Genomic DNA, 15,007 nt, shown 5'->3' on the forward strand with positions numbered 1-15,007 from the left:
AGAACAAGATGTTGTCATTTAATCAGGTATCCGCCCATTACGGCAAAATTCAGGCGCTGCACGAAGTGAGTCTGAGCATTAATAAAGGGGAAATCGTCACGCTGATCGGCGCGAACGGCGCGGGTAAAACCACGCTGCTTGGCAGTTTGTGTGGCGAACCGCGTGCGACCCACGGCTCGATCATTTTCGAAGGGCAGGACATCACGCAGTGGCAGACCGCCAAAATCATGCGCGGCGATATCGCGATTGTGCCGGAAGGCCGTCGTGTGTTCTCACGTATGACGGTGGAAGAGAATCTGGCGATGGGCGGATTTTTTGCCACGCGTGACCAGTATCATGCCCGCCTGGAGCGCGTGTTTACGCTGTTCCCGCGTCTGAAAGAGCGTCGTATTCAGCGTTCGGGTACCATGTCCGGCGGTGAGCAACAGATGCTGGCAATTGGTCGTGCGCTGATGAGCCAGCCGCGTTTGCTGCTGCTCGATGAGCCGTCGCTGGGGCTGGCACCGATCATCATCCAGCAGATTTTCGACACCATCCAGCAGCTGCGCGAAGAAGGGATGACCATCTTCCTGGTCGAGCAAAACGCCAATCAGGCGCTGAAACTTGCCGACCGCGGCTATGTGCTGGAGAACGGTCATGTGGTGCTGGAAGATACCGGCGCGGCCTTGCTGGCGAACGAAGCGGTACGTGCGGCCTATCTCGGTGCATAAATTGACGTCGGTTTTTGAAAATCTGTGATAAATCTGGTAAACCGCACGGCAAGCGCTTTGCGGTTTTTATTTTGTCTATAAATTAACATCTCTTACATTCGTATAACTTTGCACATCATCAGGAACATGTCATGAACACAGAAGGTTTACTCGCCGCCCGTATGGTCAGGCTTAAAAGTTCGGCCATCCGGGAATTGCTGAAACACAGCAAAATGGAAGGCGTTATCTCACTGGCGGGTGGTATTCCTTCTTCAGCGCTTTTTGATTTCGACGGCCTGCGTGAAGCCACACAACTGGCGATCACCGAACAGCCTGAGCACGCTTTTCAGTATGGCCTGACCGAAGGCAGTCATACGCTGCGTGAGCGTATTGCTGAACTTTGTCAGGAACGTGGCGTGCTGGCGGGCCCTGAAGATATCGTGGTGACCGCAGGCTCCCAGCAGGCGCTGGATCTGGTGATGCGCGCCGTGGTGAATCCGGATGATGTGTTTGTGGTGGAGCGCCCGACCTATCTGGCGGCGTTACAGACACTGGAACTGGCCGAAGCTAAACTGTTGTCCGTTGGTTCTGACGGCGACGGCATGATTGTTGATGAACTGGCGGAGCTGCTGAAAACGCAGAAAATCAAAGGCGTGTATCTGGTGCCAACGTTTGGTAACCCAAGCGGCGTGACCCTGAGCCGCGCCCGTCGTGAGCAACTGGTAAAACTGGCGGCACAGCACGAATTCCTGATTGTAGAAGATGACCCGTACGGCGAACTGCGTTTCACCGATGAACGCCAGCCGACGCTCTTTGAGCTGTCGAAAGCGTTGTTCGGTCACGCCGACAACATCATCTACACCTCGACGTTCTCTAAAATTCTGGCACCGGGCCTGCGTCTGGGCTGGGTGATTATGCCTGACTGGCTGCTGCACAAAGTTGCCATCATCAAACAGGCCGCGGACCTGCACGCCAGCGCGCTGTCGCAGAGCATTGCGGAATATTATCTCGGTCTGGGCCGTCTGCCGAAGCAGATCGAAACCATCCGTGCCGCGTATAAAAAGAAATGTCAGATCATGGCCGGACTGCTGGAACGCGAGCTGGGCGACGTGCTGACGTTTGAATATCCGAAAGGCGGCATGTTCCTGTGGGCGCGCTTCCGCGAACCGCGTAACTGCGCTGACTGGATGAAAAAAACGCTGGAGCAGGGCGTGGTCTTTGTTCCGGGCGAATTCTTCTATGCCGATAACCCGGATCACTCGACCTTCCGTCTGTCCTTCGCCACCGCGACCGAAGAGCAAATGCACGAGGCGGTCGCCCGTCTGAAACGCGCACTGTAATCCTTCTTTTCCGTATTCCCTGAGGCGCATCGTTAACCCGATGTGCCTTATTTTTTGCTTCGTCGCTCTGGTACCAGAAAAACCAGGGGCGTCTGAAGGTAAATCTCTATCTGCCAGACAGCCAGGGGCAGTTGCTGGCAGGTACAGTATCTCATTCATATTGCTCCCTGATATTCCACGGTATGCCGCACATTTAATAAAAAAAATTGAATTTATAACACTTGGTCATTTAACCCTTATTGTATTAAGGTCATGTCAACACGAAATCAGGGAGGTTTATCGTGGCAGATATCAATAACATTTCAAGTGATATAGAAGATGTTGCAAATAGAATTTCAGACATAATCATGTCCCCAGCCACTATTACCGGATTAATAAATCTTGTAGGAGTTATATTTAATGAATTCGATAAATATGCTACGGTGATTAGGGGTAATAATATCTGTCGGAGTGTTGTCTCCTCGATAGTGGATCGTTTAATTACCGCGAAAAGTATTGCGATGAACAATGCTGTAGGGCGAATACTGCATGTCACTCAATGAAACGTTTCATGTTTTCACAAAAGGCGCAGCGAAATGGATGATATTTTCCGTCGTCAAAGTATGGAATTTTTTTGAATCTGTACTTTTTGTTGGTGGGTTAATCGGATGCCTTATGCTGCCAGTTGTGTGGCATATGAAATTTGTTTATGCCACAGGATTTCTGGTGTTTTTCTTCTGTGTATCAAAGTGCATCGGAAAAATAGAAGACTACAGGAAAAAATCCAAAACATTAAAGTAAGGAAATAAAAATGTCTAATCCTGCTTATTTTTGGTTAACAGATGAAAATGGTTCTCCTATTATTGTAAAATGTGAAGATCACCGGCATTACTCCGAGCCTTCATCCTGGTTCGGGAACAGGAACGCATCTGGAAAATATTGAAATGCGCTATGAGTCAATTCAATGGAAATATGTTGATGGGAACATAATATTTAAAGATAGTTGGAATGAACGCACCGTAGCATAACTCGAATTAGATAAGCCGTCCTGCGGACGGCTTTTCCTAACGCTTAACCGCCATGAACCTCATTTTCTGCCATCTGTCTGTCATCCCCGCTTAACCTTCCCGTAACCTTATTGTCATTTTTCCGTGTCATTTTACCTCCCGACTCTACCCGGCATACTTCAGGCTGCACTTGCAGCACACCAGCAGAATTCAGGAGACAGGCATGTTCATCAACCTCAAAAAAACGGTTATCGGCACCGCGCTGACGCTGGCTTTCAGCGCCAATGCTTTCGCTGTGACAGAAATTCCTTTCTGGCACTCAATGGACGGCGAGTTGGGCAAAGAAGTGAACTCGCTGGCTGACCGTTTTAACCAGACGCACCCTGATGTCAAAATCGTGCCTGTCTATAAAGGCAAATACGACGAAAGTCTGGCTGCTGGTATCGCGGCATACCGTACCGGTAATGCTCCGGCGATTTTGCAGGTTTACGAAGTGGGCACCGCGACCATGATGGCCAGCAAAGCCATCAAACCGGTTTACGAAGTGTTCAGCGACGCGGGCATTAAAGAAGACGTATCCCAGTTCGTGCCGACCGTTTCCGGTTATTACTCCGATTCCAAAGGCCGTCTGCTGTCTCAGCCTTTCAACAGCTCCACGCCGGTGCTGTATTACAACAAAGATGCGTTTAAGAAAGCCGGTCTGAACCCGGATCAGCCGCCAAAAACCTGGCAGGATATGGCTGCATACACCGAAAAATTGCGTGAAGCGGGCATGAAGTGTGGTTACGCCAGCGGCTGGCAGGGCTGGATCCAGATTGAAAACTTCAGCGCCTGGCACGGTCTGCCAATTGCCACCAAAAACAACGGCTTCGATGGCACTGATGCGGTTCTGGAATTCAACAAACCAGAACAAATCAAACACATTCAGATGCTGGAAGACATGAACAAGAAAGGTGATTTCACCTATTTTGGTCGTAAAGATGAATCCACCGCCAAGTTCTATAACGGCGATTGCGCGATGACTACTGCGTCTTCCGGTTCACTGGCCGACATCCGTCAGTATTCCAAATTCAACTACGGCGTAGGCATGATGCCTTACGACGCAGATATTAAAGGCGCACCACAAAACGCCATCATCGGCGGCGCAAGCCTGTGGGTGATGAATGGCAAAGACAAAGACACCTACAAAGGCGTTGCCGAATTCCTGCAATTCCTGACTACACCGGAAATCGCAGCCGAATGGCACCAGAAAACCGGTTATCTGCCGGTGACCACCGCCGCGTATGAGCTGACCAAAAAAGAAGGCTTCTACGAGAAGAACCCCGGTTCTGACGTCGCCACCCGCCAGATGCTGAACAAGCCACCATTACCGTTCACCAAAGGTCTGCGTCTGGGCAACATGCCGCAGATACGCACCATCGTGGATGAAGAGCTGGAAAGCGTGTGGAGCGGCAAGAAAACGGCTAAAGAAGCGTTAGACACTGCAGTACAGCGCGGGAATTTACTATTACGTCGCTTCGAAGCTTCTGCTAAGTAAGTCGGCTACTGCGCTTTGCCAGTCTGGGATTGGGCAGTGCTCGCTCTCCTCATGGACTTTGTGTCCACTCCGGGAGCTGTGCGCTGTCCGCACCCAGTCTGGCTTCGCTCGCTACGCCTCATCCGGAGTAGCCTGCCTTTTGTCATCGCATTAACGAGTAAACCATCATGAGTTCACACCGTCCCGGTTTTGGTTGCAGCTGGTTGCCCTATGCTCTGGTCCTGCCGCAGCTGTTAATCACCGCGATATTTTTCCTGTGGCCTGCCGGTCAGGCGCTGTGGTATTCGGTGCAGACGCTGGATCCGTTTGGACTTTCCAGCACCTTTGCGGGAATGACTAACTTCACGCAGCTGTTTCAGGATCCGTACTATCTCGATTCTTTCTACACCACGCTGAAATTCAGCTTTATGGTGGCCTTTATCGGACTGGCCGTTTCGCTGTTTTTCGCGGCGCTGGTCGATCACGTGGTACGCGGTAGCCGGATTTATCAGACGCTGATGATCCTGCCTTATGCCGTTGCGCCTGCCGTGGCTGCCGTCTTGTGGATGTTTCTGTTCAGCCCCGGCTTGGGCCTGATCACCCATTTCTTAGGCTCGATGGGCTACAACTGGAATCACGCGCAAAACAGCGGTCAGGCGATGTTCCTGGTGGTGCTGGCGTCGGTCTGGAAGCAAATCAGCTACAACTTTTTGTTCTTTCTTGCGGCCTTGCAGTCGATCCCTAAATCGCTGGTGGAAGCGGCGGCTATCGACGGCGCTGGCCCGGTACGCCGTTTCTTCAATCTGGTGTTGCCGCTGATTTCACCGGTGAGTTTTTTCCTGCTGGTGGTGAATCTGGTTTACGCCTTCTTTGATACTTTCCCGGTGATTGATGCCGCGACGGCGGGCGGCCCGGTGCAGGCGACGACAACCCTGATTTATAAAGTGTATCGCGAAGGTTTCTCCGGTCTGGACCTGTCCAGCTCTGCCGCACAGTCCGTCATTCTGATGATGCTGGTTTGCGGCCTGACGTTCATTCAGTTCCGCTTTGTCGAGCGTAAGGTACGTTACCAATGATTGAAAACCGCAGAGGGCTGGATATTTTCAGCCACATCATGCTGCTGCTCGGCGTACTGGTGATTTTATTCCCGTTATATGTCGCGTTTGTGGCGGCGTCGCTGGATAACAAACAGATTTTCGATGTGCCGATGACGCTGATCCCCGGCACACATTTATGGGAAAACATCAGCACTATCTGGACGCAGGGCGCAGGCAACAACAGCCCGGCGTTTGGCCGCTTGCTGATCAACAGCTTCATCATGGCGATGGTGATCACCGTCGGTAAGATTTCGGTGTCGATGCTCTCGGCCTACGCGATTGTCTATTTCCGTTTCCCGCTGCGTAACCTGTTCTTCTGGCTGATTTTTATGACACTGATGCTGCCGGTGGAAGTGCGTATTTTCCCGACTGTTCAGGTGATCGCCAATCTGCATATGCTCGACAGCTATACCGGCCTGACGTTGCCGCTGATGGCATCGGCGACTGCCACTTTCCTGTTCCGCCAGTTCTTTATGACTTTGCCGGATGAGTTGCTCGAAGCCGCGCGCATCGACGGCGCGGGAGCGATGCGCTTTTTCTGGGACATCGTGTTGCCGCTGTCGAAAACCAATCTCGCGGCGCTGTTTGTCATCACCTTCATTTATGGCTGGAACCAGTACCTGTGGCCGATTCTGATCACCAGCGATGCCTCGATGGGCACGGCGGTGGCGGGGATTAAAAGCATGATTTCCTCCGGCGACGGCTCAACCCAATGGAATCAGGTGATGGCGGCCATGATCCTGACCTTATTGCCACCGCTGGCGGTGGTGCTCCTGATGCAGCGCTGGTTTGTGCGCGGCCTGGTAGACAGTGAGAAGTAAACTGAAATGGCAAATTTGAAATTACAGGCAGTGACCAAGTCCTACGACGGCAAAAATCAGATCATTCAAAGTATCGATCTGGACGTCGCCGACGGCGAATTTATCGTGATGGTCGGGCCTTCCGGCTGCGGAAAATCGACCCTGCTGCGCATGGTAGCCGGGCTTGAGCGCACCACGTCCGGCGATATTTATATTAACGACCAGCGCGTCACCGAACTGGAACCGAAAGATCGCGGCATCGCGATGGTGTTCCAGAACTATGCGCTGTATCCGCACATGAGCGTGTACGACAATATGGCGTACGGCCTGAAAATCCGCGGCTTCGGCAAGGCGCAGATCAATGACCGTGTTGAAGAAGCGGCGCGTATTCTGGAACTTGGCCCGTTGCTCAAACGCAAACCGCGTGAGCTTTCCGGGGGGCAGCGTCAGCGTGTGGCGATGGGGCGCGCTATTGTGCGTGAACCGGCTGTGTTCCTGTTCGATGAACCGCTTTCCAACCTCGATGCCAAACTGCGCGTGCAGATGCGCCTTGAACTGCAGCAATTACACCGCCGTCTGCGCACCACCAGTTTGTACGTGACGCACGATCAGGTGGAAGCCATGACGCTGGCCGAGCGCGTGATCGTGATGAACAAAGGTATCGCCGAGCAGATCGGTACGCCGTCAGAAGTCTACCGCCGTCCGGCCAGCCTGTTTGTCGCCAGTTTTATCGGTTCTCCGGCCATGAACCTGCTGCCCGGTCAACTGACCACGGACGGCACGTCGCTGGTGATGGAAGGCGGATTTGAGTTGCCGTTGCCGGTTCCGCGCCCTGAGTGGGGCGGTCGTGAGCTGACGGTCGGTATTCGCCCTGAACATATTCATCTGACCGATGATCCCCAAAACGGTATTCCGATGGTACTGAATACGCTGGAACTGCTGGGGGCGGATAATCTGGCGCATGGCAAACTGGCGGGCAGTGGTGTTGTGGTGCGTTTATCGCATGAAGTGTTCCCGACAGCCGGTTCGCTGTTGCGCTTGGTTTTCCCGGCGAAAGCGTTACACTTTTTCGATACTCACAGCGGATTACGGATGGAATGAACATGAAAGCCTGGCCTTACCCTCGCATTGTGGCGCACCGTGGTGGCGGCGCACTGGCGCCGGAAAATACGCTGGCGGCTATCGATATGGGCGCAAAATACGGTCATACCATGATCGAATTTGACGCCAAACTGGCGCAGGGCGGGGAAATCTTCCTGTTGCATGACGATACCCTGAACCGCACCAGCAACGGCTGGGGCGTGGCCGGTGAGTTGCCGTGGGAAAAGCTCGAAAAGCTCGATGCCGGTAACTGGTACAGCGCCGCATTTAAAGGCGAGACACTGCCGCTGCTGGCGCAGGTTGCCGAACGCTGTGCGCGTCATCATATGATGGTGAATATCGAGATCAAACCGACCACCGGTCTGAACGAGAAAACCGGCACCGATGTGGCGCTGGCTGCCCGCGAGTTGTGGAAAGACCAGCCTGTTGCGCCGCTGCTTTCCTCGTTCGAATTCGATGCGCTGGTGGCCGCCAAAAAAGCCGCACCGGAATTACCGCGTGGCTTGCTGATCGACGAATGGCATGAGAACTGGAAAGCACTGACCGATGAACTGGAATGCGTTTCCCTGCATCTCAACCATAAATTGCTCAACGAAGAGCGCGTTAAAACCATCAAAGAGGCCGGACTGCATATTCTGGTGTACACGGTGAATAACCCGGCGCGCGCCCGCGAATTACTGGGCTGGGGCGTAGACTGTATTTGTACCGATAAGATTGATGTTATAGGGCCGGATTTTATCTAGGACGGGGTGCTAAAAGCACAGATCAGGCGCAGTGACCACCGCGCCTGAAAGATTAACTAAGGCGTCTGATTCAGCTTCTGACCCAGCGTCTGGTTATTTTGCTGGATCTGCAATCGTTGCTGATTGCTCTGAATCTGTGATTTCAGCTTCAGTTGCTGCTGTTGCTGGCTGTTACGCAGATCCTGCTCCTGCTGACGTTTCTGCATTTGCTGATTGTTCTGCTGTTGCTGTTGCATCCGCTGTTGCGAAGGATTGTTCAGCAGCGGATCATTAGGGTTCGGCACTTTTTCGACTGCACTGGCGGTCTGAACGGCAAACAGCAGCGGCAGCGCGGCGAGCATTCCATATAAACATTTCATCAGTTCATCCTCCGTTTCCAGTCATACGTTAAGTGTATGCCATCGCAGCGGTGAACGTGTCCTTTGAGCGCACGTTTCCCTCAAAGCGTGGCATTGCTCTCGTTTGCTCTATAATTAAACAGATGTAAACCACCTTCACGCTTCGCGGTTTCCGTCATTCCGTTACAATTATCCATCTTTATCATTTTAGGGCTCAACTGCCGTGCCTTTACTCATTATCACCACCATTTTGTGGGCCTTTTCCTTCAGCCTGATCGGCGTCTATTTAGCCGGGCAGGTCGACAGCGTGTTCTCCGTGTTAGTCCGTTTAGGGCTGGCGGCGCTGGTTTTCCTGCCATTTCTGCGCTGGAAAGGCCATCAGCTCACCACCATTTTGTTGTACATGGCAGTGGGCGCGATGCAGCTTGGGATCATGTATCTCATCAGTTTCGAGGCGTATCTGTACCTGTCGGTGCCGGAGTTTTTACTGTTTACGGTGATGACGCCGCTGTACGTAACGCTGATTTATGACCTGATCAGTGGCCGCAAAATCCGGGTCGGTTATGCGCTCAGTGCGTTACTGGCGGTGGCGGGCGCGGCGATTATTCGATACGACCACATCAGCGAACATTTCATCATCGGTTTATTGCTGGTGCAGGCGGCGAATATCTGTTTTGCCATCGGGCAGGTGGGCTATAAACGCCTGATGGAAACCCGTCCGATGCCACAGCACACGGCGTTTTCCTGGTTCTATATCGGCGCGCTGCTCTGTGCGGTGGTGGCGTGGTTCCTGTGGGGCAATCCGCAAAAACTGCCGACCACAAATCTGCAATGGGGCATTCTGGTGTGGCTGGGGATTGGCGCTTCCGGGCTGGGATATTTCATGTGGAACTACGGTGCAACGCAGGTTGATGCGGGAACGCTGGGGATTATGAACAACTTTCACGTCCCGGCCGGGCTGCTGGTTAATCTGGCGATCTGGCAACAGCAGCCGCACTGGCCGAGCTTTATCATGGGCGCCGCAGTGATTATGTCCTCACTGTGGGTGCACCGGCGTTGGGTCGTGCCGCGTCGCGAACAAACGGCAGATGATCGCACGCGTGCTGCCGCGCCGAACGAATAAACGCTTCTGTTACCGGCTGACGCTGTTCGCCGTCACGAACGGCGGCGTACAGACGGCTCCATAAGCCATCGCCCAGGGTTTTGGTCACCACCAGACCCTGGCGCTCAAAACTCTCCACCACCCAGTGGGGCAGCGCTGCAATCCCCATTCTCGCCGACACCATCTGAATCAATAACAGCGTGTTATCGACACTTTTCAGTGCCGGGCTGACGCCTGCCGGTTGCAGGAAATGCCGCCAGATATCCAGACGCTGACGCTGTACCGGATAAATCATCAATGTTTCCGTGCTGAGATCTTCGGGTGTAATCACTGTTTGGGCTGCCAGCGGATGATCCGGTGCCAGCACCAGACGCACTTCAAAATCAAACATAGGGGAATAATGCAGACCGCTGCGCGGCAGAATGTCGGAGGTTAACACGATGTCCAGCTCGCCCTGTTGCAGCGCGGGCTGCGGGTCGAACGTCACGCCGGATTTGAAATCCATCAATACCTGCGGCCAGTTCTGGTGGAAGCTATCCAGTGCAGGCGTCAGCCACTGAATACAACTGTGACATTCAATCGCGATACGCAGTGAAGTCTGGTGCGGTTCATTGCACGCCTGTAACGCCTGCTGGATTTGCGGCAGCACCTGTTCAGCCAGATTCAGCATGATTTCGCCCTGCGGCGTAAAGCGTAAAGGCTGACTTTTTCGCACGAATAACCTGAAACCCAGGCGTTGCTCCAGGTCACTGAACTGGTGCGACAGAGCCGATTGGGTCTGATGAAGCTGCGAGGCGGCTGCGGCCAGTGACCCGGTGTTGCGCAGTGCTTGCAACGTTCGCAGGTGTTTCAGTTCGATCATGAGAGTCCTTCACTGTGTCATGAATAATTTGCGCTTGTGGAATATACACTACCTGCGGATTATGGATGTGTAAACATCTGGATGGCTAAACAGGAATTAAAAAGATGACGATACTGAATCACACTCTGGGTTTTCCACGCGTTGGTCTGCGTCGTGAACTTAAAAAAGCACAAGAAAGCTACTGGGCAGGCAATTCCACTCAGGAAGAACTGCTGGCAACCGGACGTGAACTGCGCGCCCGTCACTGGAAGCAACAAGCTGAAGCAGGCGTGGATTGGGTGCCGGTGGGCGATTTCGCCTGGTACGATCACGTACTGACCACCAGCCTGTTGCTGGGCAACGTGCCGGCCCGTCATCAGAATGCCGATGGCTCTGTTGATCTCGATACCTTATTCCGTCTTGGGCGTGGCCGCGCGCCGACAGGTAAACCGGCTGCCGCTGCGGAAATGACAAAATGGTTTAACACCAACTATCACTACATGGTGCCGGAGTTTGTGAAAGGGCAGAAATTCAAACTGACCTGGACACAACTGCTGGAAGAAGTGGACGAAGCGCTGGCGCTCGGTCACAAAGTGAAACCTGTTCTGCTGGGGCCGCTGACCTATCTTTGGCTCGGCAAAGTGAAGGGCGAACAGTTTGACCGTCTTTCCCTGCTCAACGACATTCTGCCGGTCTATCAGCAGGTGCTGGCCGAACTGGCAAAACGCGATATCGAATGGGTGCAGATTGACGAACCGGCTCTGGTGCTGGAATTGCCGCAGGAATGGCTGAATGCGTACAAACCCGCTTACACCGCGCTGGAACAGAGCAAAACCAAACTGCTGCTGACCACTTATTTCGACAGCGTCGGGCACAACCTCGACACTATCCGCCAGTTACCGGTTCAGGGTCTGCATATTGATGCCGTCGCGGGTCGTGATGACCTGCAAACCGTCATCAGTCAACTGCCAGAAAACTGGCTGATTTCTCTGGGCGTGATCAACGGGCGTAACGTCTGGCGTGCGGATCTGAGCACCTGGTTCGACCGTCTGAAGCCGCTGGTGGCAGGCCGTAATGTCTGGATCGGCAGCTCTTGTTCGCTGTTGCACAGTCCTATCGACTTAAGCGTTGAAAGCCGTCTGGATGAAGAAGTGAAAAGCTGGTTCGCCTTTGCCCTGCAAAAATGTGCCGAGCTGTCATTGCTGACCTCTGCACTGAACAACCCGACCGCTGAAGCGCAGCAAAAACTGGCGGACTACAGTGCGCCAGTCCGTGCCCGCCGTGAATCTGCCCGTGTGAACAATCCGGCGGTCGGTAAACGTGTGGCGGCAATCACCGTCGCAGATATCGAGCGCAAGCACGTTTATACCGAGCGCGCCAAAGCGCAGCGCGCCCGTTTCAACTTGCCAGCATGGCCGACCACCACCATCGGTTCATTCCCGCAAACGACTGAAATCCGTGGCCTGCGTCTGGACTTTAAACAAGGTCGTCTGGATAACACCAGATACCGCACCGGTATCAGCGAACACATTAAGCAAGCCATTAAAGAGCAGGAACGTCTGGGTATCGACGTGCTGGTTCACGGCGAAGCTGAACGTAACGACATGGTTGAATATTTTGGCGAGCATCTGGACGGTTTTGTATTCACACAAAACGGCTGGGTACAAAGCTACGGTTCACGTTGCGTCAAACCTCCGGTCATCATCGGCGACGTCAGCCGTCCGCAAGCGATCACCGTTGAGTGGGCAAAATACGCACAGTCCCTGACCGAAAAACCGGTGAAAGGCATGCTGACCGGCCCGCTTACGATCCTGTGCTGGTCCTTCCCGCGTGAAGATGTCAGCCGTGAAACCATCGCCAAACAAATCGCGCTGGCGCTGCGTGACGAAGTGGAGGATCTGGAAAAAGCCGGTATCGGTATCATCCAGATTGATGAACCGGCACTGCGTGAGGGCCTGCCACTGCGTCGGTCTGAATGGAAGGCGTACCTGCGCTGGGCAGTGGATGCGTTCAAACTCAATGCTGCGATTGCCAGTGATGACACGCAGATCCATACCCACATGTGTTACTGCGAATTCAACGACATCATGGATTCCATCGCCGCGCTGGATGCTGACGTGATCACCATCGAAACCTCGCGTTCCGATATGGACTTGCTGGAATCGTTCAAAGATTTCGAGTACCCGAACGAAATCGGGCCGGGCGTTTACGACATTCACTCACCGAATGTGCCAAGCGTGGAATGGATTGAAGCTTTGCTGCGTAAAGCCGCGGATCGCATTCCGGCAGAACGCCTGTGGGTCAACCCGGACTGCGGCCTGAAAACCCGTGGCTGGCCGGAAACCCGTGAATCGCTGGAAAACATGGTAAAAGCCGCCAGGCGCCTGCGTGCTGAGAAAGCCTGATTTTGTACTGAATAAGATTACGTTGTGTTGTTGCTGAAACGTTTTGGGGCACTCCGGTGCCCCCTTTTTTATTGTTCTCATACGCAATTTGTTACGTCTGTTTCAGCCCGCGCCATACGGAGGCTGTGGCGTGATTTTGGCGCTGAGCTTCGGGCAGTTTCCACGCACGGCGCGGTTCTCCGCTAGGCTTTAATCAGGCTTTACTTTCATTTTACCCATCAGACAGGGAGAAAATATGAACCGGTTTACAGACAAAGTCGTGGTAGTTACTGGCGCAGGTTCCGGCATGGGTGCCGCATCGGCTCGGCGTTTTTCTTCAGAAGGGGCGATTGTAGTACTTGTCGGCCGGACGAAGGAAAAGCTGGAGAAAGTCGCTAAAACGTTGAGCAGTACGCAGTATTACATTCATCTGGCGGATGTTTCTTCCGCGCAGGATGTGGAGCGTATGGCAGAAGTGATTGAGGATAAATTCGGCCGTGTTGATGTGCTGGTAAATGGTGCAGGCGTGGTGGTGCAGGGCAAAGTGACAGAGCCCAGCCTCGACGACTGGCAGAAAATCATGGGTATCGATCTCAGTGGCGTTTTCTACTGCACACGTTTCTTTATGCCCGCGCTGATTAAGAGCAAAGGGAATATCGTGAATATTTCTTCGGTGTCCGGCATCGGCGGTGACTGGGGCATGAGCTTTTATAATGCCGCAAAAGGCGGTGTGACCAACTTCACCCGTTCGATTGCTATGGATCACGGTAAAGATGGCGTGCGCGTCAATGCCGTTTGTCCGTCGCTGACCTTCACGGATATGGCATCGGGTATCAAAGACAACAAGCCGTTGCTGGCGAAATTTGCCGAACGCATCCCTCTGGGGCGTGGCGCAGAACCGGAAGAAATTGCCGATGTGATCGCGTTTCTCGCCAGTGATGATGCCCGCTTCGTGACGGGCGTAAATCTGCCGGTCGATGGCGGGCTTTCTGCCTCTAACGGTCAACCTGCGCAGGCGTAGCGCACTGTTTTATAAAACGTTAACAACAGGCGTCGAAAACGGGCGTCTTCCGGCTCGCCACTTCACTGGCGGGCCGTATTTTTCGCGGTGTCCCGCAAATTTGCGCCATGTTCCCCTTTCTCCGCTACAGATTCGTTATCATGGAATAGATTCTGTACAAAGGTAACCTGACCATGACCCATCTGCTTTTTTCCCTTTTATCTCCTGTACTTGAACATCCCGCGGGTATACGTCAGGTGTATTTTGCCGGCGCTCAGCATCCGGTGCCGGAGCTGGCCTATCAGGTGGATTTTCCGCGTCTTGAACTGGTGCTGGACGGCGAACAGATGATGAAGTGGGAAGACGAACACGGCAATATTCAGACTACCCGGATGCAGGCTGGCGATGCGCTGTTCGTTCCGTCAAAAGGCTGGAACAGCCCGCAATGGCAACAGCCGGTGCGGACCCTGAGTTTCTTATTTGGCAAACAGCAACTGGGTTTCAGCCTGCTTCACTGGGATGGCGAACAGTTTACTGCCAGCGAAAAAGGTAATGTCGGGCGACGCGGACCGCGGACCGGCGCATTTATGCTACAGGCGCTCAATGAACTGGCGTGGCATCGCAGTGATCAGTCCACCGCGCAGTTTCTGGTGAAAGGACTGCTCAGCCACGCGCTGGATCTGTTCAGCTCTTCGGTACAAACCGTCTCGCGCAGTCAGGCGTTATTTGCGGCTATCCGTCAGTATATCGAGGAGCATTATCGCGAACCGCTGACCCGCGATTCTGTCGCCAAAGCGTTTTATATTTCACCGAACTATTTATCGCATTTGTTTCAGAAAAGCGGGGGTATCGGGCTGAATGAATACCTGAACTATGTGCGGCTGGAGCAGGCGAAAAATCTGCTGAAAGGGTATGACATGAAAATCAGGGAAGTTGCTCATGCCTGCGGATTTATCGACAGCAATTATTTTTGCCGTCAGTTCAGAAAAAGCACCGAACGCTCTCCTTCAGAATACCGCCGGCAATACCGCAGCCAGTTTGAAAATGCCTGACTGCCAACCGGTTTGCAG

Annotated in this window: 14 protein-coding genes and 1 pseudogene; 13 read left to right on the forward strand and 2 right to left on the reverse strand. The window is 53.4% G+C overall.

Features of this window, described 5'->3' with window-relative positions; all coding sequences use genetic code 11:
* Positions 1–8 precede the first annotated feature (8 nt).
* From livF to ugpQ, 9 genes and pseudogenes are all read left to right on the forward strand, one after another.
* Positions 9–710 carry a high-affinity branched-chain amino acid ABC transporter ATP-binding protein LivF gene (gene livF, locus J1778_RS05875; protein WP_217172376.1) on the forward strand — a complete coding sequence of 234 codons (702 nt, stop codon included), beginning with the start codon at positions 9–11 and terminating at the stop codon, positions 708–710.
* Between the two features lie 131 nt (positions 711–841).
* Complete coding sequence (locus tag J1778_RS05880; protein ID WP_217172377.1) at positions 842–2,029, forward strand: aminotransferase-like domain-containing protein; 1,188 nt, start codon at positions 842–844, stop codon at positions 2,027–2,029.
* A 281-nt stretch (positions 2,030–2,310) separates the two neighbouring features.
* Positions 2,311–2,571 (forward strand): hypothetical protein, encoded by a 261-nt coding sequence (locus tag J1778_RS05885; protein ID WP_238484581.1) that lies wholly within the window; start codon positions 2,311–2,313, stop codon positions 2,569–2,571.
* 306 nt (positions 2,572–2,877) lie between these two features.
* Positions 2,878–3,036 (forward strand): annotated as a pseudogene (locus tag J1778_RS24565) (type VI secretion system tube protein Hcp); the annotation flags it as partial.
* Between the two features lie 202 nt (positions 3,037–3,238).
* Positions 3,239–4,552 carry a sn-glycerol-3-phosphate ABC transporter substrate-binding protein UgpB gene (gene ugpB / locus J1778_RS05890; RefSeq protein ID WP_217172378.1) on the forward strand — a complete coding sequence of 438 codons (1,314 nt, stop codon included), beginning with the start codon at positions 3,239–3,241 and terminating at the stop codon, positions 4,550–4,552.
* A 167-nt stretch (positions 4,553–4,719) separates the two neighbouring features.
* Positions 4,720–5,607, forward strand: a complete 888-nt coding sequence (ugpA, locus tag J1778_RS05895; RefSeq protein ID WP_112290924.1) for a sn-glycerol-3-phosphate ABC transporter permease UgpA — start codon at positions 4,720–4,722, stop codon at positions 5,605–5,607.
* Positions 5,604–6,449 (forward strand): sn-glycerol-3-phosphate ABC transporter permease UgpE, encoded by an 846-nt coding sequence (ugpE, locus tag J1778_RS05900; RefSeq protein ID WP_112290926.1) that lies wholly within the window; start codon positions 5,604–5,606, stop codon positions 6,447–6,449. The genes ugpA and ugpE overlap by 4 nt, the downstream gene beginning before the upstream one ends.
* 6 nt (positions 6,450–6,455) lie before the next feature.
* Positions 6,456–7,529 carry a sn-glycerol-3-phosphate import ATP-binding protein UgpC gene (locus J1778_RS05905; protein ID WP_217172379.1) on the forward strand — a complete coding sequence of 358 codons (1,074 nt, stop codon included), beginning with the start codon at positions 6,456–6,458 and terminating at the stop codon, positions 7,527–7,529.
* 2 nt (positions 7,530–7,531) lie between these two features.
* Positions 7,532–8,272 (forward strand): glycerophosphodiester phosphodiesterase, encoded by a 741-nt coding sequence (gene ugpQ, locus J1778_RS05910; protein WP_217172380.1) that lies wholly within the window; start codon positions 7,532–7,534, stop codon positions 8,270–8,272.
* A 56-nt stretch (positions 8,273–8,328) separates the two neighbouring features.
* On the opposite strand, the gene J1778_RS05915 is transcribed toward ugpQ, so the two are convergent.
* Complete coding sequence (locus J1778_RS05915; RefSeq protein ID WP_200223242.1) at positions 8,329–8,631, reverse strand: DUF2756 domain-containing protein; 303 nt, start codon at positions 8,629–8,631, stop codon at positions 8,329–8,331.
* A 202-nt stretch (positions 8,632–8,833) separates the two neighbouring features.
* On the opposite strand from J1778_RS05915, the gene J1778_RS05920 reads away from it, so the two are divergent.
* Positions 8,834–9,733 carry a carboxylate/amino acid/amine transporter gene (locus tag J1778_RS05920; protein ID WP_217172381.1) on the forward strand — a complete coding sequence of 300 codons (900 nt, stop codon included), beginning with the start codon at positions 8,834–8,836 and terminating at the stop codon, positions 9,731–9,733.
* On the opposite strand, the gene metR is transcribed toward J1778_RS05920, so the two are convergent.
* Complete coding sequence (gene metR, locus J1778_RS05925) at positions 9,639–10,574, reverse strand: HTH-type transcriptional regulator MetR (protein WP_217172382.1); 936 nt, start codon at positions 10,572–10,574, stop codon at positions 9,639–9,641. The two genes, J1778_RS05920 and metR, sit on opposite strands and share 95 nt — an antisense overlap.
* A 104-nt stretch (positions 10,575–10,678) precedes the next feature.
* On the opposite strand from metR, the gene metE reads away from it, so the two are divergent.
* From metE to J1778_RS05940, 3 genes are all read left to right on the forward strand, one after another.
* Positions 10,679–12,958, forward strand: coding sequence for a 5-methyltetrahydropteroyltriglutamate--homocysteine S-methyltransferase (gene metE, locus J1778_RS05930; protein ID WP_217172383.1), 2,280 nt, complete (start codon positions 10,679–10,681; stop codon positions 12,956–12,958).
* A gap of 235 nt (positions 12,959–13,193) precedes the next feature.
* Entirely contained in the window at positions 13,194–13,958 is a 765-nt protein-coding gene (gene budC, locus J1778_RS05935) for a meso-2,3-butanediol dehydrogenase (RefSeq protein ID WP_217172384.1), read from the forward strand.
* A gap of 173 nt (positions 13,959–14,131) precedes the next feature.
* Positions 14,132–14,989 (forward strand): AraC family transcriptional regulator, encoded by an 858-nt coding sequence (locus tag J1778_RS05940; RefSeq protein WP_217172385.1) that lies wholly within the window; start codon positions 14,132–14,134, stop codon positions 14,987–14,989.
* The last annotated feature ends 18 nt before the right edge of the window (positions 14,990–15,007 follow it).

Source organism: Rahnella bonaserana (assembly GCF_019049675.1).
Lineage (GTDB): Bacteria > Pseudomonadota > Gammaproteobacteria > Enterobacterales > Enterobacteriaceae > Rahnella > Rahnella bonaserana.

Bases quoted from the DNA above. Each gene is read 5' to 3' on its own strand.
- livF (WP_217172376.1), top strand. From the start codon at position 9: ATGTTGTCATTTAATCAGGTATCCGCCCATTACGGCAAAATTCAGGCG.
- J1778_RS05880 (WP_217172377.1), top strand. From the start codon at position 842: ATGAACACAGAAGGTTTACTCGCCGCCCGTATGGTCAGGCTTAAAAGT.
- ugpB (WP_217172378.1), top strand. From the start codon at position 3,239: ATGTTCATCAACCTCAAAAAAACGGTTATCGGCACCGCGCTGACGCTG.
- ugpA (WP_112290924.1), top strand. From the start codon at position 4,720: ATGAGTTCACACCGTCCCGGTTTTGGTTGCAGCTGGTTGCCCTATGCT.
- ugpE (WP_112290926.1), top strand. From the start codon at position 5,604: ATGATTGAAAACCGCAGAGGGCTGGATATTTTCAGCCACATCATGCTG.
- J1778_RS05905 (WP_217172379.1), top strand. From the start codon at position 6,456: ATGGCAAATTTGAAATTACAGGCAGTGACCAAGTCCTACGACGGCAAA.
- ugpQ (WP_217172380.1), top strand. From the start codon at position 7,532: ATGAAAGCCTGGCCTTACCCTCGCATTGTGGCGCACCGTGGTGGCGGC.
- J1778_RS05915 (WP_200223242.1), bottom strand. From the start codon at position 8,631: ATGAAATGTTTATATGGAATGCTCGCCGCGCTGCCGCTGCTGTTTGCC.
- metR (WP_217172382.1), bottom strand. From the start codon at position 10,574: ATGATCGAACTGAAACACCTGCGAACGTTGCAAGCACTGCGCAACACC.
- metE (WP_217172383.1), top strand. From the start codon at position 10,679: ATGACGATACTGAATCACACTCTGGGTTTTCCACGCGTTGGTCTGCGT.
- budC (WP_217172384.1), top strand. From the start codon at position 13,194: ATGAACCGGTTTACAGACAAAGTCGTGGTAGTTACTGGCGCAGGTTCC.
- J1778_RS05940 (WP_217172385.1), top strand. From the start codon at position 14,132: ATGACCCATCTGCTTTTTTCCCTTTTATCTCCTGTACTTGAACATCCC.